The sequence below is a fragment of the Virgibacillus sp. L01 genome (assembly GCF_052246775.1).
Classification (GTDB): domain Bacteria; phylum Bacillota; class Bacilli; order Bacillales; family Amphibacillaceae; genus Lentibacillus.
The window spans coordinates 293,243-311,659 of the sequence record NZ_JBQQCP010000001.1 but is presented as its reverse complement, the minus strand read 5'-3'; the positions used below and the strand labels follow the sequence as shown (position 1 = coordinate 311,659).

The 18,417-nt window shown below is 38.5% G+C and carries 16 protein-coding genes; 11 read left to right on the top strand and 5 right to left on the bottom strand.

Going from position 1 to position 18,417, the window contains the following annotated elements; all coding sequences use genetic code 11:
- Positions 1 to 239 precede the first annotated feature (239 nt).
- From ACTWQM_RS01445 to ACTWQM_RS01430, 4 genes are all read left to right on the top strand, one after another.
- Complete coding sequence (locus ACTWQM_RS01445; protein ID WP_443256389.1) at positions 240 to 1,226, top strand: Gfo/Idh/MocA family protein; 987 nt, start codon at positions 240 to 242, stop codon at positions 1,224 to 1,226.
- A 702-nt stretch (positions 1,227 to 1,928) separates the two neighbouring features.
- Positions 1,929 to 3,776, top strand: a complete 1,848-nt coding sequence (gene asnB, locus ACTWQM_RS01440) for an asparagine synthase (glutamine-hydrolyzing) (protein ID WP_443256388.1) — start codon at positions 1,929 to 1,931, stop codon at positions 3,774 to 3,776.
- 286 nt (positions 3,777 to 4,062) lie between these two features.
- Positions 4,063 to 5,676, top strand: a complete 1,614-nt coding sequence (locus ACTWQM_RS01435) for an FMN-binding glutamate synthase family protein (protein WP_443256387.1) — start codon at positions 4,063 to 4,065, stop codon at positions 5,674 to 5,676.
- 189 nt (positions 5,677 to 5,865) lie between these two features.
- On the top strand, positions 5,866 to 6,057 hold the full coding sequence (locus ACTWQM_RS01430; RefSeq protein ID WP_443256386.1) for a YwbE family protein: 192 nt from the start codon (positions 5,866 to 5,868) through the stop codon (positions 6,055 to 6,057).
- 42 nt (positions 6,058 to 6,099) lie between these two features.
- On the opposite strand, the gene ACTWQM_RS01425 is transcribed toward ACTWQM_RS01430, so the two are convergent.
- Positions 6,100 to 6,885: an HAD family hydrolase gene (locus ACTWQM_RS01425; protein WP_443256385.1), complete on the bottom strand. Its 786-nt coding sequence runs from the start codon at positions 6,883 to 6,885 to the stop codon at positions 6,100 to 6,102.
- Positions 6,886 to 7,117: 232 nt separating this feature from the next.
- Here ACTWQM_RS01425 and ACTWQM_RS01420 point away from each other — a divergent pair, with 232 nt between their 5' ends.
- The 4 genes from ACTWQM_RS01420 (at position 7,118) to ACTWQM_RS01405 (ending at position 10,524) form a co-directional block, all read left to right on the top strand.
- The gene (locus ACTWQM_RS01420; RefSeq protein ID WP_443256384.1) at positions 7,118 to 7,846 is read left to right on the top strand and encodes an SDR family NAD(P)-dependent oxidoreductase; all 729 of its coding nucleotides are present in this window, start codon (positions 7,118 to 7,120) and stop codon (positions 7,844 to 7,846) included.
- A gap of 208 nt (positions 7,847 to 8,054) precedes the next feature.
- Entirely contained in the window at positions 8,055 to 8,255 is a 201-nt protein-coding gene (locus tag ACTWQM_RS01415; protein WP_443256383.1) for a small, acid-soluble spore protein, alpha/beta type, read from the top strand.
- A 354-nt stretch (positions 8,256 to 8,609) separates the two neighbouring features.
- Positions 8,610 to 8,735 carry an anti-repressor SinI family protein gene (locus tag ACTWQM_RS01410; protein ID WP_443256382.1) on the top strand — a complete coding sequence of 42 codons (126 nt, stop codon included), beginning with the start codon at positions 8,610 to 8,612 and terminating at the stop codon, positions 8,733 to 8,735.
- Positions 8,736 to 8,967: 232 nt separating this feature from the next.
- Positions 8,968 to 10,524: a Na+/H+ antiporter NhaC family protein gene (locus ACTWQM_RS01405; protein WP_443256381.1), complete on the top strand. Its 1,557-nt coding sequence runs from the start codon at positions 8,968 to 8,970 to the stop codon at positions 10,522 to 10,524.
- A 337-nt stretch (positions 10,525 to 10,861) separates the two neighbouring features.
- Here the strand turns inward: ACTWQM_RS01405 and ACTWQM_RS01400 are convergent, their stop codons facing one another.
- Positions 10,862 to 12,559 carry a M3 family oligoendopeptidase gene (locus ACTWQM_RS01400; protein ID WP_443256380.1) on the bottom strand — a complete coding sequence of 566 codons (1,698 nt, stop codon included), beginning with the start codon at positions 12,557 to 12,559 and terminating at the stop codon, positions 10,862 to 10,864.
- A gap of 199 nt (positions 12,560 to 12,758) precedes the next feature.
- Between ACTWQM_RS01400 and ACTWQM_RS01395 the strand changes: the two genes are divergently transcribed.
- Positions 12,759 to 12,986, top strand: a complete 228-nt coding sequence (locus ACTWQM_RS01395) for a DUF2164 domain-containing protein (protein WP_443256379.1) — start codon at positions 12,759 to 12,761, stop codon at positions 12,984 to 12,986.
- Between the two features lie 94 nt (positions 12,987 to 13,080).
- Positions 13,081 to 13,359, top strand: coding sequence for a hypothetical protein (locus ACTWQM_RS01390; RefSeq protein WP_443256378.1), 279 nt, complete (start codon positions 13,081 to 13,083; stop codon positions 13,357 to 13,359).
- 546 nt (positions 13,360 to 13,905) lie between these two features.
- On the opposite strand, the gene ACTWQM_RS01385 is transcribed toward ACTWQM_RS01390, so the two are convergent.
- The 3 genes from ACTWQM_RS01385 to ACTWQM_RS01375 all read right to left on the bottom strand — a co-directional run bounded on the left by ACTWQM_RS01385 (position 13,906) and on the right by ACTWQM_RS01375 (position 16,888).
- A complete protein-coding gene (locus tag ACTWQM_RS01385) occupies positions 13,906 to 14,820 on the bottom strand; it encodes a DUF6612 family protein (protein WP_443256377.1) in 915 nt (304 codons plus the stop codon).
- A gap of 78 nt (positions 14,821 to 14,898) precedes the next feature.
- Positions 14,899 to 15,882 carry a DUF6612 family protein gene (locus tag ACTWQM_RS01380; RefSeq protein WP_443256376.1) on the bottom strand — a complete coding sequence of 328 codons (984 nt, stop codon included), beginning with the start codon at positions 15,880 to 15,882 and terminating at the stop codon, positions 14,899 to 14,901.
- Positions 15,883 to 16,051: 169 nt separating this feature from the next.
- Positions 16,052 to 16,888: a CvfB family protein gene (locus tag ACTWQM_RS01375; protein ID WP_443256375.1), complete on the bottom strand. Its 837-nt coding sequence runs from the start codon at positions 16,886 to 16,888 to the stop codon at positions 16,052 to 16,054.
- A gap of 473 nt (positions 16,889 to 17,361) precedes the next feature.
- Here ACTWQM_RS01375 and ACTWQM_RS01370 point away from each other — a divergent pair, with 473 nt between their 5' ends.
- Positions 17,362 to 18,258 (top strand): AEC family transporter, encoded by an 897-nt coding sequence (locus ACTWQM_RS01370; RefSeq protein ID WP_443256374.1) that lies wholly within the window; start codon positions 17,362 to 17,364, stop codon positions 18,256 to 18,258.
- Positions 18,259 to 18,417 lie beyond the last annotated feature (159 nt).

The window sequence follows — 18,417 nt, the reverse complement described above, 5'->3', positions numbered from 1 at the left end:
GGTAAACATTCCTTTTGTAGAATCCTAGTTCTGAAGGATACTGTTCTGCAGAAGTAGCTTCTCCTTTTATGGAACATTAAATGTAGTTCATTGCATTTGTGTAAAATCCAATCAATAGCGGAATGAGGATTACATAACGTGTTTCAAACATACTACTTATAGGAAATAACGGCATGAGGAACCGCAAATTGCCAATTGATCCCGGTTCCGCTAAATAAACTAGGCAATGGAAGGATGAGATGATGAGATTTGGTACGATTGGTACAGGGTGGATTACGGATGCATTTATAGATGCGGCGAATAGTGCCGAAAACTTTATACATAGTGCTGTTTATTCCAGGACTTCGGATAAGGCTAATGCGTTTGCTGAAAAACATAATGTAAAGAACGTATTTACAGACATTGAACAAATGGCACAAAGCAGTGAATTTGATTGTGTTTATATAGCATCTCCAAATTCGATGCATGCTGAACATGCTATTACATTTTTGAAGAAACAAAAACATGTTATATGTGAGAAGCCGATATTCTCGAATGTGAAAGAGTTGAAAGAAGCACATCAAGTTGCAGAAGAAAATGGCGTGTATTTATTTGAGGCAATGCGCAATATTCATTCACCGAACTTTAAAAGTTTGAAGGATAATCTTGATAAAATCGGAAATGTTCGCAGTATGTCGTTGCATCTTATTCAGTACTCTTCACGTTATGATAAGTATTTACAAGGGGAAAATCCAAATATTTTTACGACGGAATTTTCCGGTGGAGCTCTTGTTGATTTGGGCGTTTATCCACTATCTGTGGCTATAGCGTTGTTTGGGGAGCCTGAAGATGTTTCATATTTTCCAATTAAATTAAGAAGTGGTGTCGATGGTAATGGTACATTAGTTTTAACATATACTAATTTCACTTGTACGATTCTGTGTTCAAAGATATCCAGTTCCTATAATGCTTGTGAGATTCAGGGCGAGCGGGGGACACTAATATTTGACGATGCTGGGGTGATAAATAACCCAAGGCTTTTTAAAACAACATCAAAAGAACCAGTAACCCTGGAATCTGTAAGCCAGGACAACAATATGGTGTTCGAGATTGATCAATTTAAGAGAATTATAGAAACTGAAAATAAACAGAAATATCAGGAGCTGAAAAATATAAGTTATAATGTACTTTCCATTACAGAGGAAGCCCGCAGACAAACAGGGATAGTCTTTGCTTCTGAAAGGTAAAACGATAGAATGAGGAACCATCTGAGGCAGGGATAAAAGTGATTTAGTCAAAGTCCAACTAGGCATTCACCAAAAAGCTTGGTGAATGAATGTCTGGTTTTTTAATGTTGCTTAGTTGATATGAACTGCGAACTACTTATTAAAAAGCTTGAGCGCCATTTTGCCGTTCCGGAAATACACTTCGCGCACCTAGGGCGGCTGATGAGCCTCCATGCTCCTACGTCGCTGCGTAGTCTCATCTAGGCCTTAGCTACCACAGGAGTCTACGTGTATTTCCTCCACTGTGACTGGAGTAGGAATCGCTATAGAATAAATGTGTGACAGCTACACTAGTCCGGGTGAGCAGAGGGCGGTGACTCCCTCCGGAAAGAATGGATTGTACACTGATTTCTTCTGCAACACGTCCAACTTCTGGTGAGTTACTCCCCGGACGCTGGGACGAGAGTTTTTAGAGATTATTCTAGCAGTTAATTCGCATTTTATATCAACTACTTATAGATCCTAATAGAAAATGAACGTACTCAACATCCTTTCCTGTTACTATTCGTCTTGAAAGTGGATATTTAAGTTATATTTTCGTTTTCTTTTTTCACTAACATTATTTATATTTGTTTGTCATATACTTAGAAGTTGTTCTTGGAATACTTATTATTACTCTTGCATATACTATTCTGTTGATATTTTGCGAGAGGATGAAGTGAATTGTGCGGGATTACTGGATTGGTGAATTGGAATAATAGCGCTTGGAATGAGCGGCCTGCATTGACTAAGATGACAGAAACATTGTCATTGCGTGGCCCGGACGATACACAGGTCTGGGTGGATAAGCATGTGGCGTTCGGTCATAAAAGGCTTTCTGTTATTGACATTGCAGGTGGTATACAGCCAATGCATAAGAAGAAAGATGGATCTACTTACACGCTTGTGTATAATGGTGAATTATATAATACAGAAGATTTACGAAAAGAATTACGAAACAGAGGCCATGATTTCAGTACAACATCAGATACAGAAGTGCTGCTAACGGCTTATATTGAATGGAAAGAAAATTGCGTTGATTACCTAAATGGAATCTATGCTTTTGGGGTGTGGGATGAGGAGAAGGAACAACTGTTTATGTCACGAGATCGACTGGGGGTTAAACCGTTATTTTTCCATGAAAATTCTGGACATTTTCTTTTTGGATCTGAGTTAAAGGCAATTTTGGCGCATCCAGATATGAAGGCGGAAGTCGGACGGAATGGGCTTGCTGAGGTATTTGGTTTAGGTCCATCGAGAACACCAGGGCATGGAATATTTAAAGGAATTGATGAACTGCGTGCGGGTCATTCGTTAGTTTATTCTAATGATGGACTAAAGGTTTGGCGGTACTGGAATTTAGAGAGCAAAGCCCATCATGATTCAATAGAAGAAACTGCTGAAACAGTACGTGAATTATTCGTTGATGCTGTTCAGCGGCAGTTGGTTTCGGATGTACCAGTTTCAACATTTCTATCAGGTGGCTTAGATTCAAGCGCAATTACTGCTATTGCATCTGACTATTTTAAAGAAAATGGCAGAGGGCAGCTATCTACTTTCTCGGTAGACTATGAAGGTAATGATCAATACTTTGAGTCTAGCAGGTTTCAGCCCTCAAGTGACCGGCCATGGATTGAAAAAATGGTTAATCACTTCTCAACTAATCATCATGATGAAGTGATGACAGGTAATGAACTGGCAAGTTTATTGAAGGAAGCGGTTGATTTACGTGACCAGCCGGGAATGGCTGATATTGATTCATCACTGTTATGGTTCAGCAGGCGAATAAAGCAGCATACAACGGTGAGCTTATCCGGAGAATGTGCAGACGAAATATTTGGAGGTTATCCTTGGTTTCATGAGCCAACTGCTTCTATGGACGATGGTTTTCCATGGATGAAATCGCTGGATTCCAGAATAGATTTGCTTCATCCGGAGTGGCAAACAAAACTAAATCTCAAAGACTATGTATATAATCGTTATAGAGAGACGATTGATGAGACGCCGATACTGGAATGGGAGAACGCAGAGGATGCACGGCGCAGGGAACTATTCTACTTAAATATGCACTGGTTTATGGCTCAATTACTGGATCGGAAGGATCGGATGAGTATGGGAGCCAGTCTGGAAGTGAGGGTGCCTTTTGCCGATCATAAATTAGTAGAATATGTATGGAACATCCCCTGGGAAATGAAGAATTTGGATGGCAGGGAGAAAGGTATTTTACGAAAGGCGATGGAAGGTATACTGCCGGCTGATATTTTGTATCGAAAGAAGAGTCCATATCCAAAGACATTTCAGCCCGAATACACCAGGCAAGTAATTAACTGGATGAATGAAATTTTAGTCGATTCCGATTCGCCGCTATTTGAATTTATAGATCGAACAAAAGTAAAATCTATCGTTGAGAGTAAAGGGAAAGAGTTTAAAGAGCCATGGTACGGCCAATTAATGAAAGGTCCGCAGCTGATTGCACATTTGTGTCAGATTAATTATTGGTTACGTAAATATAATGTAACAGTCCGAGACTAATCACTGAAATTATAAAGAGCTTGCCAAGTCAATTCGGCTTTTGGCAAGCTTTTTTGGCAGTTAAGAAAGTATAAATTCTTTCTTACTGTATAAGTGCAACTAAGGCATTCGCCATTAAGGCTTGGCGAATACCAAGTTTTCTAACAGTTAAGAAAATATAGATACTTTCTTTGCTGAATAAGTACAATTGACGTTTTCGAAGTTTTTCAATGTTTATATTGGATAATATTTGTCACTACTATACATCCTAACTTTATAATCACTTAATTAAAGGTGGAATTGCAGGATGAATTTAGCTAATGTCATGACAATTATTGGCTTTGTGGTTGTCTTTCTTATTTTAATTATAGTAGTAGTGACAGGTATTTATTTATATAACATTGATCAGAAGCAAAAGCAGCACCCGGTTCTCCGTAATTATCCTTTATTGGGGAGGGCGCGGTATTTTTTTGAGAGTATAGGGCCTGAATTACGGCAGTATTTTTTCAATAATGATAATGAAGGAAAGCCTTTTTCACGTAATGATTTTCAGCATATTGTGCGAAAAGCAAAGTATAAACGTGATGTTTTTGGCTTTGGGTCACAGCGCGACTTTGAAGCAGAAGGGTATTATATACGGAATTCGATGTTTCCAAAGCTCACGAAGGAATTAAAAATGGATCAAAAAACAAAAGTGACAACAAATCGTTATCTGCTTATCAGGGAACCCATGTTTGCACAAAGAGTGGAAAAATTAGAGAAGCATGAATCGTCCGTGTACCTGCTTGATGAAAAAGATACAATTGTTATAGGTGATCAATGTGAGTATCCATTTAAGCTAAGAGGGCAAATTGGTATGTCGGCAATGAGCTATGGTTCCTTAGGGGACAGGGCGATTACTGCACTTTCTGAAGGTCTGGGTATGGCAAAAGGCACCTGGATGAATACCGGGGAAGGGGGGCTTTCCGATTACCATCTAAAAGGGGGCGTTGATCTTATTATGCAGATTGGTCCCGGAATGTTTGGCGTAAGAGATCGTGACGGTAATTTTAATTGGGATGAGTTACTTGAAAAAAGCAAGATTCCGGAAGTAAAAGCTTTTGAAGTAAAACTGGCGCAAGGTGCAAAGACGCGTGGCGGACATGTTGATGCTGAGAAAGTTAATGAAGAGATTGCCAGAATCCGTATGGTTGAACCATTCAAGTCAATTGACAGTCCAAATCGCTTTCCGGAATTCAGTGATATGCCCTCGTTATTTGATTTCATTGAGCGGATAAGAGAACATACAGGGGTCCCTGTTGGAATGAAGGTTGTTATCGGGAGCCAGATTGAAGCAAACGAACTAGCAAAACAAATTAGTGATACAGGTAAAGGACCTGATTTTATAACGGTAGATGGTGGTGAGGGCGGAACTGGTGCGTCTTATCAGGAGTTAACAGATAGTGTGGGTTTACCGATAAGATCTGCACTGCCTCTTGTTGATAATGCGCTAAAGAAATATGGCGTTCGTAATACTGTTAAAATTATTGCTGCGGGAAAGTTAATCTCACCGGACAGGGTTGCAATGGCGCTTGCAATGGGGGCAGATCTTGTCAATATTGCACGGGGCTTTATGATAACAGTTGGCTGTATTCAAACGCTTCAATGTGCATCAAATATGTGCCCTGTTGGGGTGGCGACGACAGACCCTGATATGCAAAAAGCCCTGGTAATTAATGAAAAAAAACACCGTACAGCGAATTATGTAATTACAATGCGAAAGGGCTTATTCCGAGTTGCTGCTGCATCTGGGCTGGATTCACCAGTCCATTTCAAACGTGAACATGTTGTTTATAAAGATGAAAAAGGTAAAACATGGTCAATGGATGATATTTATCAAACAATGATCGAAGAGGGTGGAGAAGGTTCTGCGAATGCCTAATGTCATACACATCTGAATTTCTTCTAGAAAACTCATAAAGGATATTGCAGAACCAGAAAATGTTTCTGTAGATGCTGTGAGAAGCAGGACCGGCAAGAAGGAAGCCTCTTAAAGATCAATGTATATATTTTTGAATGATTTTGATAAACTATTCTAGGAGGAAGTTTTCAATAGGAAAGGACTAAATATATGACAATTGACGGCAGACATCGGAAGAATATCTATCCAGGATTAGCGGTAGAAGTTATTTTAAAGAAAGATCAGCGGAGTGGTGTGCGTACAGCTGGTGTTGTAAAGGGTCTCTTGACCAATTCAAGTTATCATCCACACGGAATTAAAGTACGACTGGAGGATGGACAGGTTGGGCGAGTTTGTCCATAAAAAATGGCAGGATTGGGCTTGGAGCCTAATCCTGCCATTTTGCTAAATAGTTAGACCTAATTTCTTTAGTCCATTAACTATTCCCTCATCTGAGACTGCCGTTGTTTTATTTTTGGCAAATTGGAAAAGTTCTTCAGGTGCATTTCCCATGGCAAATCCTTCCCCGACAGCTTGCAGCATTTCTTTATCGTTCATACCATCACCAAAAGCAATCGCTTGTTCACGTGGAATATCCAGCAGATTAAGCACTTTATCAACGGCAATTCCTTTGTTAACGTTTTTACGAATAATATCATAGCAATGTTCAGCGCCAGCTACATGAACTGGAGATAAATGAATATTAGCCCCTAATTCATATAGTGCAGGCTGTGATGGAGATAAGTTCATTAGTGTTGCTCCTAATATTTGATCGCTTTTTTCCCTTTTGAAAAGTTCATTTTTGTGCATCTGAAACGTATCAATGAAATTGGTGACAAGTGGTCTAGTTAGTGTTGTATAGTAACTTGTATCCCTTGTGTAAAGCACCAGTTCATGATCATTTTTTGCAGCTATATCCAGAAATTTTTCAACAGTGTTTTTGTCCATCGGTTCATTTACAACCGTCTTATCATGATGAACTGCAAATGCACCGTTGTATCCGATATAGGAATGAATATTTAGTTCTTTTGCTAATTTATCTATCTCATGCAATGGACGACCTGTTGCAAGGAATACCTCAATACCTTGTTCTTTTACTTTTGCTATAGCATTCCTTGTGGCTTCAGTGTACGTATGATCCGGCTTTAAAATAGTACCATCAATATCGAGAAATAATAGTTTGTATGTCATGTACATCTCCTTATAAGTTTTGACAGCTAAGAAAAGATAATTCCTTTACTGCTTAAATGCAATTAAGGCGCAGCCAAGTATTCTAATATATATCGCATTTTAGCATAGGATGACATCATTTTGTGTAAATATGTTTAACTTTCTTTCATAAGGGCTAGATTATTTGGGTATATGCTATATGACCTATTGTGCAATGCAGTATTAGAAGGAAAAACAGCAATAATTACCGGCGATGCTGGAGGTATTGGTAAAATACTTTTTAAACGAGGGTGCAAAGGTATCGCTAGTTGATATGAAGCAGGATGCACTTGATAATGTGAAGTCGGACCTTGAACAATATGGTGATGTTATGACAGTCAAGGCTGACGTAACGAATGAAGATGAAGTGAAGAATTATGTTACTAAAACAGTAGAGAATTTTGGCAGTATAGATGTGTTTTTCAATAATGCAGGTATAGAAGGAGAAGTTGCACCAATTGCAGAACAGAAGGTTGAAAACTTTAATAAAGTGCTGACTGTAAATGTACAGGGTATTTTTCTTGGCTTGAAGCATGTGATTCCAATTATGACAAAACAGGAGAGCGGCAGTATTATTAATACTTCTTCTGTTGCAGGCTTAATGGGATCACCTGGTGTTTCACCTTACGTTGCTTCCAAACATGCTGTTATCGGATTAACAAAATCAGCCGCATTGGAGGTTGCAGGTTCCAATGTGAGGGTTAATTCAATTCATCCTTCACCAGTCAATACACGAATGATGCGTTCATTGGAAAAAGGCTTTAATCCTGATGATGCCGAACAGGCAAAAGAAGAACAGGAAAATGCTATTCCAATGGGCCGCTATGGTGAATCCGGTGATATTGCAAACTTAGTACTGTTCCTAGCCTCTGATAAAGTAGCTTTATCAGTGGTTCTCAGTATCGCATTGATGGTGGAATGGCAGCACAATAAGAAATGTTAATAGAAAAATTTAACAAATATGATTAAGGAAGTCCATGATGTGGGGCTTCCTTTATTTAGCAGATAAGAAAGCTAAGGCTTTCACCATCTTGGCGATAAGCCAAGTTTTTCTAATGCAATTTTTAACATGGATAAAATTTAATAGGTTATCAAAAAATAACACTGAACAGGTTATCGACTGTTCAAAATCCCACGAGGAGTGATCAGTTATGGCAGGTAACAATAATCGTAATGATTTGTTAGTGCCGGGCGCGGATAATGCAATGGATCGTATGAAAGAGGAAATTGCAAGTGAGTTTGGTGTTCAGCCAGGAGCGGACACAACTGCACGCGAAAACGGATCAGTGGGTGGCGAGATGGTTAAACGAATGATCAAAATCGCCGAATCAAGCATGTCTGACAACAAATAAGTATTTTTTTAAATCAGTCATGCGAAGGTCACCCTAACTGGTAACGGTTGGGGTGGCTTTTTTCGGTAGTAAGAAAGTATAAAACAATTCCTATTGCCGGTTTTTTAGCAGATAAGAAAGTATAAATACTTTCTTACTGCATAAGTGCAACTAAGGCTTGGCGATAAGCCAAGTTTTCTAAAGAAAGAGGTGGGGGTCGATAGAACAAAAGTCACATTTGTATACTTGGGTATACTTTCACATTTTAATTTTTTTTTGTATTGTTGTTTTATATACTTTTAAAGTCGGCATGGGAATTTGTAAACAGAGCAACTTTTTGAATTTACATAAACATGATTATATGGGGGAAACGAAATGAATGATCAGTTTATGATTGCGCTTGATGAGGAATGGGTTGCATTAGTGCAGGATGCAAAGGAAGCGGGTTTAACCATTGAAGAGATTAGAGGATTTTTACAAGCTGAACATGAAGAAGGGTAATTTTTTTAGCTTTTTCGTTCTGTTTAAAGAACATAATTGTTTAGTTAAAGGGTTAATATTAGCGAGCCTTATTAATGGGTTCGCTTTTATTTTTTTGAAGGTGTTAAAAAAATCTGAATTTTTTAGGACTAATTTGCAGGACTTTTTTAGTATGATAAAGAAATATTATTGTATGAGCATTAATATGTTTTAATAGGTAGTACTTTATTCAAATTTGAAAGGAGATGAGAACATGGAGTTTGGAATACTTTCGCTATTGCCCCCGGTTATCGCAATTGTCCTGGCTTTGATCACCCGAAATGTAATACCTGCATTATTTGCTGGTGTCTGGCTTGGTGCGACGATGATGCATGACTGGAATCCATTAATGGGATTGTATGCAAGTTTTGGCGATTTTATCATTCCTAATGTAGGGAGTGAGTGGAGTGCAACTGTTTTAATTTATTGTGGACTGTTTGGAGTACTAATCGCTTTTTTGCAGAAAACAGGCGGTGCTCACGCTATTGCACATTCCATTTCCAAAAAGGTGAAAACGCCAAGAGGAGCACAAAGTTCAACGTTTCTATTTGGTATCATTATTTTCTTTGAGGACTATTTTAACGCTCTTACAGTAGGAAGTGTTATGCGATCGGTAACGGATAAAATGCGTGTATCAAGAGAAAAGCTTGCTTATATAGTTGATTCTACTTCTGCACCAATGTGTCTGTTAGCGCCTGTATCAACTTGGGTTGTTTTTGTTATGGGGCTTATCGGTGCGCAGTTTGTAGAGCTTGGTATGACAGGTTCAGAGTATATGACATATATTTTCACGATACCGTTCAACTTCTACTCAATATTAGCACTTGCCCTTGTGGCGATTATTGTCTTCATGAAATGGGATTATGGTCCAATGGCAAAAGCTGAATACCGTGCACGTACAACTGGCGAAGTGATTCGTAAGGGTGCTGAACCACCATCAGAGGATAAAATGGCTGATGATGTAAAATTGGTTGAAGGTCATACACCTAAGAAGCGAAACATGATTGTTCCAATTGTAGTGCTTATTGGATTGATTCCACCACTATTCTTATGGACAGGTGGATTTCCGGAAAAAGACTTTGTTGCGGCAGTAGGGGAAGCTGATGGCGGGAAATCAATATTAATTGCAGCTTTTTCTGCAGGAATTGTAGCACTTATTATGGGCATGCAGCAAAAACTTTTCTCTTTTAAAGAAGCTATGTCTATCTATGTAAGTGGCTTTAGAAGTATGATGCTTGTATATATTATACTGACGTTGGCATGGTCAATTGGAAGTGTAACTTCTGAACTGGGAACAGCAGCATATATTGTTGACTTTGCGGAACAAACAGCATCGCCAGCGATAATCCCGGTATTATTGTTTGTTATTGGTGCAATTGTTGCTTTCACAACAGGTACTTCATATGGAACATTTGCTATCATGGTTCCAATCGCAATGCCGATTGCTGATTCGATGGATCTTTCCATGTACTTAGCAATCGCAGCAGTTCTAAGTGGAGGGATATTTGGTGATCATTGTTCACCAATTTCTGATACTACTATCCTGTCTTCAGCTGGATCTGCAAGTGACCATATTGATCACGTAAATACGCAAATCCCTTATGCGATAACAGCTGGGATTTCCGGTATAGTCTCATTTTTGGTTGCCGGGATAACAGGTTCTGCAGTTCTCTCTATTATTGTAGGGCTTATCACGCTAGTTATACTTGCCTTTATTCTAAACAGGGTGTGGGGGCAGAAAATACCAAATGAATCGAGTGTAGCTGCTTAATAATGAAGGTTCTTTATGTAGGTTTTTATTGTTCGCAGCGAGCATTTACGAGTAGAATGAATCTATCTAGGGAGCTAATATTAACTGCAAGTAAAAAATGTTCGAGTGTGCTATTTAACCGCTTCGGAAATACACTTCGCTTTCGTGGGCGGCTTAAGTGTATAAATCCTTTATACTGAGTAAATACAACATTGACATTCACCACAAAAGATTGGTGAATGACAGGTTTTCTAAGCATATAGCCTTGATGAAAGCAAAAAGAGTAACTGCCTATTTTGACAGTTACTCTTTTTTCGCTAAAAACATCTACAGTACTGATTAGCGATTCTGCTTTTGTTTACAGTGATTTATCATCTACTGAATCCAGCCAATTTTCAATTGAGTCAACGATCGATTCAACGGCCCCTTCTTCAAAAGGTGAGCGGAGATTGGCGGCTTCGACAAGGCCGAGGAACGATTTTGTTCCACCTAATTTACATAAGTTTAGATAATCGCTCCAGGCATTATCGTTTTTATCAAGTGATCGTTTCCAGAATTGGAACGCGCACATTTGAGCTAACGTGTAATCGATATAATAAAATGGGACTTCATATATATGACCTTGACGCTGCCAAAAACTCCCTGCTTCCAAATAAGTATTTCCATCATAGTCACGATGGGGCAGGTAAATTTCTTCAAGTTCTTTCCATGCCTGCTTACGTTGATCTGGTGTCCAGTCTGGGTTCTCGTAAATCAGATGCTGGAATTCATCAACTGCAACTCCATATGGGAGGAATTGTAATCCTTCTGATAAGTGAGCGAACTTATACTTTTCCGTATCTTCTTTAAAAAACAACTCCATCCATGGCCATGTGAAGAATTCCATGCTCATTGAATGAATTTCTGCTGATTCATACGTTGGCATTAAGTACTCCGGTATTCCGATGTTACGGCTGGAATAGAACTGGAAAGCATGTCCCGCTTCATGTGTCAGAACATCGACATCACCTGAGGTACCGTTAAAGTTTGCGAAAATGAATGGTGATTGATAGTCTTCGATGAAAGTACAGTATCCACCAGCCTCTTTGCCCTTTTTTGCCTCAAGGTCCATAAGGTTTCGGTCAAGCATGTACTGAAAAAATTCCTTTGTTTCCTGAGACAGTTCTTCGTACATCTTTTTTCCATTTTCAATGATCCATTCTGGTGTGCCTTTTGGTGTTGCATTTCCTGTGTTGAATCTGAAGTTTTCATCATAAAACTTGAGTGAATTAATACCAATCCTCTCTGCTTGTTTCTCGTATAGTTTAGTAGCCAGAGGAACGATTGATTCACGAACTTGTTTGCGAAAGACATCAACCATTTCAGCGTCGTAATCGATACGCAGCATTCTTATATAACCAAGCTCTACGAAATTTTTATACCCTAATGTTGTTGCAATTTTATGCCGCGTTTTAACAAGTTGGTCGTATATGTCATCAAATTCCTTTGCATGCCCGGCAAAAAATCCCGCACTCGCTTCAACTGCTTCTTTTCGAACGAATCGGTCCTTACTTTCGGTGAATGGAGAAAGTTGTGCCAATGTGTATGTATCTCCCTGAAACTCAACTTCGGCCGAAGCGACTAGTTTTGAATACTGGGATGACAACCTGTTTTCCTTTTGAAGCAGTTTAATAATTTCAGGTGAAAAAGATTTTATTTGGTAATCAGCAATTTGAAACAACTGTTTGCCCCATTGTTTCTCCAGTTCATCACGAAAAGATGATTTTACTAGTTCTTTGTAAAATAACGTGTCGAGCTCTTGTATTTCCGGTTCGATTTCATCGAAAAAGTCCCGTTCATTCTGATAGTAATCATCATTTGTATCAATCGATGCTCGAATATAAACTAGGTTAGAAAGTGTGGACAACCTGTTACGGAATTCGTTTATTTTCGTGATAGCACCATTTTGCTGATCAATTGACTCTGCATTTACGAAGTTTTCTATTAGTGTGTTGAATGTCCTCTTTTCTTGCTGCATGTCAGGTCGTTCATATGTATAATTTTCAAAAGACTGCATGGTATTCCTCCTTATTATACTTATCGTATTCGACATTTTTCGGTGAATTCCTTTTTTGGCGGTTAATAAATTATAGTACTCTCTCAATGCATAAGTAAGTGTAACTATAGCAAACAATATCAGGTTTTCTAAAGAAGGTAAAAGTTAACAGTGAATATGTGATATACTATCTTTCTAAAATGATTCGGAGGTTTTTTACATGAAGCCGAAAATTGAACTGTCAAAAGAAAAGAAAGCAGGAATTGTAGAATCGATCAAAAGATACTTTTCGGAGGAGCGGGATGAAGAAATTGGAGACCTCGCTGCAATGTTAATCCTGGAATTTATTATTGAGGAGATTGCTCCAATATTTTATAATCTGGGTGTTGAAGACAGTCATGCATATGTAGGTGAAAAACTGGATGATCTTTTCGGGATAATGAAATGAATCTAATTCTGAAAAATATGATTACTTAATTGACTTTGTGATAGTTCATAGATAGACTGATTTATAATAGCAGAATAATATGTGAGGTGATATTATGTTTGTTACCACTGTGATTATTGCACTTGTACTAGTAGTTGCACTAATGATCTTAAACATTATCCTGAGCAAGATATCATCCCAAGACAGATATATCATATATATGCCAGGGGTTGTGTTGTTCGCAACAGGATTACTCCTATTTATGATGGCAGTTTTGGCTGGGAAAATTGAAATTACTGGATTAGGTCTTGGCGGATGGGGGATAGCATGCTTGTTTGCTGCAGCAATTCAGTTTACTGTTACATCAATCGTTGATACAAACACGCATTCCTGAGTACAGCATCAAAGTTAAAGTGGGGAGGCTCGGACATAACTTAAACTTCCCATTTTAAAGATGAATAGTAACAGGATAGAATGTTGAGAACGTTCATTTGAATGGCTGGATCTAATACGTAGTTGATATAAAATGCGACATAGTGAAGATATTTTTTATTCTAATGATAGTTGAGTGCTTAGATTCGTTCCGGCAGAATACTTCGCTTTCCATGGGCACGGCCTCAGCCTCCTTGCCCGGCAAGGGGTATGCCGACGTTGTCCGCAAAGGACGGTTTTAGTCGGCCTTCATTTAGTTGCTTCTTCCGGGGTCTTTGGAACGTCTGTTCCTATAGGATTCTCATCAGCTCCCCTAGGTGCTCGAAGTGTATTTCCGGAGTGGCATCATAGCACTCAAACTTTTTAAAAAGTCTTTCGCAATTTATATCTAAGTTATATTTTCTTACTGCAACATAAATCCGAACTAATTCGAATTCTATCTTAAGAATTCTAAATCATAGTTCGGATTTCACTTTGACTAAAAAAATTTTATCCCAGTCTCTTTTATTTATTGGCTAAGCGATACAGCGGAATCGACAATCTCTTTTGGAACCGTAATATTATCATGCTTGTTAAATTCACTTATAGTATAGTCGGCTTTATGATATGTTTCAACGTCTCCTATTTCTCCTGAGGTTGTTGATTCATATTCAAATGTGTAGCCCACCATATAAAGTGATTTTTTATCGATTGTTATTTCATAAGTTCCATTGACATTCATATTATCATAATGTTCCTTTAGATTACCTTCCTGTGCTGCAATCCCAGCCCCCAATACGGCTGACTTATATTCTTCATTTGTACCTGTGAATGCTAGCACAAATTGATCACCGTTGTCTTTTACTTTAAATGCATCACTATTGTTGACGTACTCATTTAACTGGTCCGCCTGCAATGTTGTAAAAAGTTTTCCATAGTCTGAATTGGCTGCCATCTTCATCCATTGATCTTGACCTGGTGAATTTATATACATACCATCTTTGACTTTATAAAGCTCAACAACCCCGCCGGCCCCCGCATTACTTGTTGTCGAAGTCTTCATATGCATGTTGGACTGATCCGTTAAACTTAGTTCCACAGTCATTTCGGTTGTGGCTTTTTCGTTTTGTCCGTTTATCGTACTGTCATCGGTATATTTGCCTTCTATCAGATAACTGGATATTCCTTTCATTGCTTCTGCTGACTTTAGTAAAATCTGTTCAGCATCAGACCCGACAATATCACTATTCTCGCTGGATTCCTCAGCTTCTTCAGGTTCTTCTTCTTTTGTGCTTTTAGTACTTGTGTCTGACGTTTGTTCATTTGTTTGTTCTTCTTCAGCGACAACATCTTTTTCCGTTTTATCCTGATTGGCATTATCACTGCTGCATGCTGCGAGAGCCATTAAACAAATTAGAAATAGTAAAGCTATTATTTTCCTCATAGGCCACCTCTTTTAGGGTTATTATCAAACATTAGCATATGAAACAAGCTATTGTAATGTATCCTCAAGTATATTAATTTAATTTACATGTTCAGCTGACTCTCGAACTTCTTGTGGTACAATAAGCTCAACGTAAGCATTAAAATTACTATAGGAAAACGCGCTTTTTTCATAGATATGACCTTTACCAGCTGTTCCAGAGGTGGTCGCTTCATATTCGAGCAAATAGTTTTTTAGATAAAATGTTTGCTTATCAATGGTCAATTCGTAGGTTCCAGTAATTTTCATATTATGATAGAAGTCTCTGAAAAAATCATTTAAGACTTTTTGATCAGCACCAAAAACGATTTCTTTAAATTCCTCATCAGTGCCAGAATAGCTTAGGATGTAATGCTCTTCTTCATCAGTTACTTGGAAAAGGGAACTGTAGTCGGAATAAAAGCTTAATTGCTCATCAAAAACAGTGTTGTATAGATTATTAACAGCATATTCCGGCTCCATTGAAATCCATTTGTCATTCTCTTTCAGATAATACATCTCTTCATTTAGGTACATCTCCATATTACTGTCCGACTTATCGTTTGCTTCAATTTTCACGGTTTGGTGGATCGTGTTTTGCTCTCCAATCATCATATCTGCATTAATATGGATCGTTTCAATGCGTTCGACATCATTGATAATTGCGTCTGACACAGTGGTGCCACCTATATATAAACTTTCAACATTCTGCATTGCTTCACTGGATTTACGGAGAATTGCTGCAGCACCTGTTAATTTAGCTGTTGCATCTTCATTTTGATTCGTTTCCTTCTTGTTTGTCTCATCGACATTTGTTTGCTGGTCTGATGGACTGCTATCATCATTGTTTTGCTGTTTTGTTTTTTCATTAGTTTCAACATCATCATCCGGCTGTTCTGCTTCAGCTTCGTTATCTTCCTCTGATGTTGCATCTGTCTCTTCTACAGTATTTTTGTTGGTTTTGTCATTCATTACTTCTTCACTGCATGCGGTCATTAATAACAGGGTGATCCCAATTAAAATATAACCTACTAACTTTTTCATATGTGCACCTCGTTTAGTCTTGGTGCTCAAACTTTACCACACTAAAAGAAGTGCTGTAATGTATCCTTAAGTATAAAAAAAAACAGCCATGATTAGGCTGCTTAGTTAGTCGCAAATTTCACGTGATACATACCGAAATAAATGGGGAAGTGACAAACGCAACCCAAATCTACTTCAGATATGTGTTTCCGTCGCGTTGTTCGATTCTTTGTTCCTTCATGAGTTTCCCTAGGGCGCGTTTAAAGGCTGCTTTGCTAATATTAAACGTTGCTTGAATATCTTCCGGGTCACTTTTGTCGCTGAATGGGATGACACCATCACTCTGTTCCAGGTGCGCTAGAATGTTATCGGCATCTTCACCCATGCTGTGTTGCTTAAGTGGTCTGAGAGAAACGTTTAGTGTCCCGTCTTCTTTTACCTCGATCACCCGTCCTTCGACCCATTCGCCAAGTCGGGGTTCTTCCTTTCGTTCCGTATGATGAATAAATCCGCGATAGCCATCTTCAGATATAATAGCGGATCCTTCCTTGCTTGTTCGATAGACACGTCCACTGATTGCCTGATTTAACAAGTCTTCTGGAGCTATGTCCCAGTGTCTTTCAACAACACCTTCAGATGCTGGAATTGCCAGCAATCGTCCTTTTTGGTCTTTTCCTAACGTCACGTATAGCATGTCACCGATTATTGGCCAAACGCTCTCGAACAATGGAAGATCATCGATGGAAACAAGCATTTCTTTTGCTATACCAATGTTTACAAACACGCCAAGACCTGGCATGACTTCTACAACTTCAGCCCAATCGTACTCATCCATTTGAACTGAGGGGAGTTTGGTTGTCGCGATGACCTGTCCTTTCTTATCGGTATAAGGAAAAACTTCAATTTCCTGTTCTGGATCAAGTTCAGTGTCCAACTCATTATTATGCAATAATACGTCGTCCTCTAATACGTAACCAGTATCAATTTTTCGAAGCACCTTAAGGGTTTGGATCATTCCTATTCTCATATTTTTTTATCCTACTTTCATTATATGTATTGGAAAAGGGGTACTCTTACTATAAGAGTACCCCTTTGATTTATAAAGTAACACATAAGTTTCAATTTTTATATTAATCCCGAATTGATTTATCGGGTGGGAAATCACTGTTTACAGGATTTCACTTTTACCGCGGTCATTGTTCCACTGGGGTTTTCTTCCTTAAGCAACGTCAGCCCTACCTGCTCTGACGTCCTTGCGACCCCTTAGTCGCGCCAGTGTGAATAAGATCTTCAAAAACTTACTAGCAGAATGCCAGAATTTCATACTTATTAGTTACTTCATTCATTAACTTATATATAATCTCACAAAACCTTGCGTATGTCAACATATTTTTTGGAGAAGCGATCGACAAAAATCGGGAAGTGAGGCACCAAAATCCAGGCTGTTAACACACATGTGATAAACTAAGTGGATATTAGGTTAATTGGAGAGTTGTATTTATGGGGTTGTTTTTTCAGGTTGTGCTGCCGATAATGGCAGTTTTTGGTTCTGGATTTATTTTGCAGCGGATTCGTATTCTTGATGTGAAGTCATTGGCAACGACTTCAATCTACATTTTCCTGCCTGCATTGGTTTTTACAACATTATATGAATCGAGTTTTAATCAGGGATACACCTATATTATTGTATTTGCATTCTTTCTATTATTTATGATGATCGTTATCAACAAAATTCTGGCACTGATTTTTAAATGGGAACAATCCGTTGAAAGTGGTTCGATTTTGACTACGGCATTTATGAATGGTGGTAATTATGGTGTTCCGGTTATTCTATACAGTATCGGTGAGGCTGCAATGCCATATGCGATATTTTTTATGGTACTCCAGTCGTTGGTTATGAATTTTTTTGGAGTATATTATGCATCACGTAGTACGAGTGGCTTTTCACGTGCATTTAACACTATTTTTAAGATGCCTGCGACGTATGCGGCGGTAATGGCGTTCCTTTTCCAGGCGATTCCCTGGGAGATCCCGGACTCGGTTTATTCCACGTTGACAATGGTGGCCGATGCGGCAATTCCGTTAATGATGGTGATGCTCGGAATGCAGCTTGCATCGATCACTTCATTAAAATTTAATTGGCAAGTTATTTTATCAGCAGTGGGTGTTCGTATGGTTGTCTCACCATTGCTTGCATTTTTATTTGTTTGGATATTACCGGTTGAACAAGTACTTGCATCAGTTATCATAATTGTTGCTGCAATGCCAAGCGCGGCAACAACAACGATGTATGCGATTGAGTTTGATTCAGAGCCTGATCTTGTTTCCAGTATTACGCTTGTAACAACGCTTATCAGTATTGTTACAGTGACGGTGCTGTTAAATGTAATTCCGTGATGATGTTTTCCCTTTTAATTAAATGGGTACTTTAATGATATGCATAAAGTTGAAAGGGTGAAATTATGATACGGACAATTTTAATGGTAATAGGTGCAATTGTAGTTATTGGCTGGATACTTTCAATGTTATAATAAAAGAACTAAAATGCAGAACCCG

What these genes read in the sequence shown, in the direction of transcription:
- ACTWQM_RS01400 (WP_443256380.1), bottom strand. Translation starts at nt 12,559, where the DNA reads ATGCAGTCTTTTGAAAATTATACATATGAACGACCTGACATGCAGCAA.
- ACTWQM_RS01410 (WP_443256382.1), top strand. Translation starts at nt 8,610, where the DNA reads ATGAATGATCAGTTTATGATTGCGCTTGATGAGGAATGGGTTGCATTA.
- ACTWQM_RS01370 (WP_443256374.1), top strand. Translation starts at nt 17,362, where the DNA reads ATGGGGTTGTTTTTTCAGGTTGTGCTGCCGATAATGGCAGTTTTTGGT.
- ACTWQM_RS01375 (WP_443256375.1), bottom strand. Translation starts at nt 16,888, where the DNA reads ATGAGAATAGGAATGATCCAAACCCTTAAGGTGCTTCGAAAAATTGAT.
- ACTWQM_RS01425 (WP_443256385.1), bottom strand. Translation starts at nt 6,885, where the DNA reads ATGACATACAAACTATTATTTCTCGATATTGATGGTACTATTTTAAAG.
- ACTWQM_RS01415 (WP_443256383.1), top strand. Translation starts at nt 8,055, where the DNA reads ATGGCAGGTAACAATAATCGTAATGATTTGTTAGTGCCGGGCGCGGAT.
- ACTWQM_RS01385 (WP_443256377.1), bottom strand. Translation starts at nt 14,820, where the DNA reads ATGAGGAAAATAATAGCTTTACTATTTCTAATTTGTTTAATGGCTCTC.
- ACTWQM_RS01430 (WP_443256386.1), top strand. Translation starts at nt 5,866, where the DNA reads ATGACAATTGACGGCAGACATCGGAAGAATATCTATCCAGGATTAGCG.
- ACTWQM_RS01445 (WP_443256389.1), top strand. Translation starts at nt 240, where the DNA reads ATGATGAGATTTGGTACGATTGGTACAGGGTGGATTACGGATGCATTT.
- ACTWQM_RS01380 (WP_443256376.1), bottom strand. Translation starts at nt 15,882, where the DNA reads ATGAAAAAGTTAGTAGGTTATATTTTAATTGGGATCACCCTGTTATTA.
- ACTWQM_RS01390 (WP_443256378.1), top strand. Translation starts at nt 13,081, where the DNA reads ATGTTTGTTACCACTGTGATTATTGCACTTGTACTAGTAGTTGCACTA.
- ACTWQM_RS01395 (WP_443256379.1), top strand. Translation starts at nt 12,759, where the DNA reads ATGAAGCCGAAAATTGAACTGTCAAAAGAAAAGAAAGCAGGAATTGTA.
- ACTWQM_RS01420 (WP_443256384.1), top strand. Translation starts at nt 7,118, where the DNA reads ATGCTGGAGGTATTGGTAAAATACTTTTTAAACGAGGGTGCAAAGGTA.
- ACTWQM_RS01435 (WP_443256387.1), top strand. Translation starts at nt 4,063, where the DNA reads ATGAATTTAGCTAATGTCATGACAATTATTGGCTTTGTGGTTGTCTTT.
- ACTWQM_RS01405 (WP_443256381.1), top strand. Translation starts at nt 8,968, where the DNA reads ATGGAGTTTGGAATACTTTCGCTATTGCCCCCGGTTATCGCAATTGTC.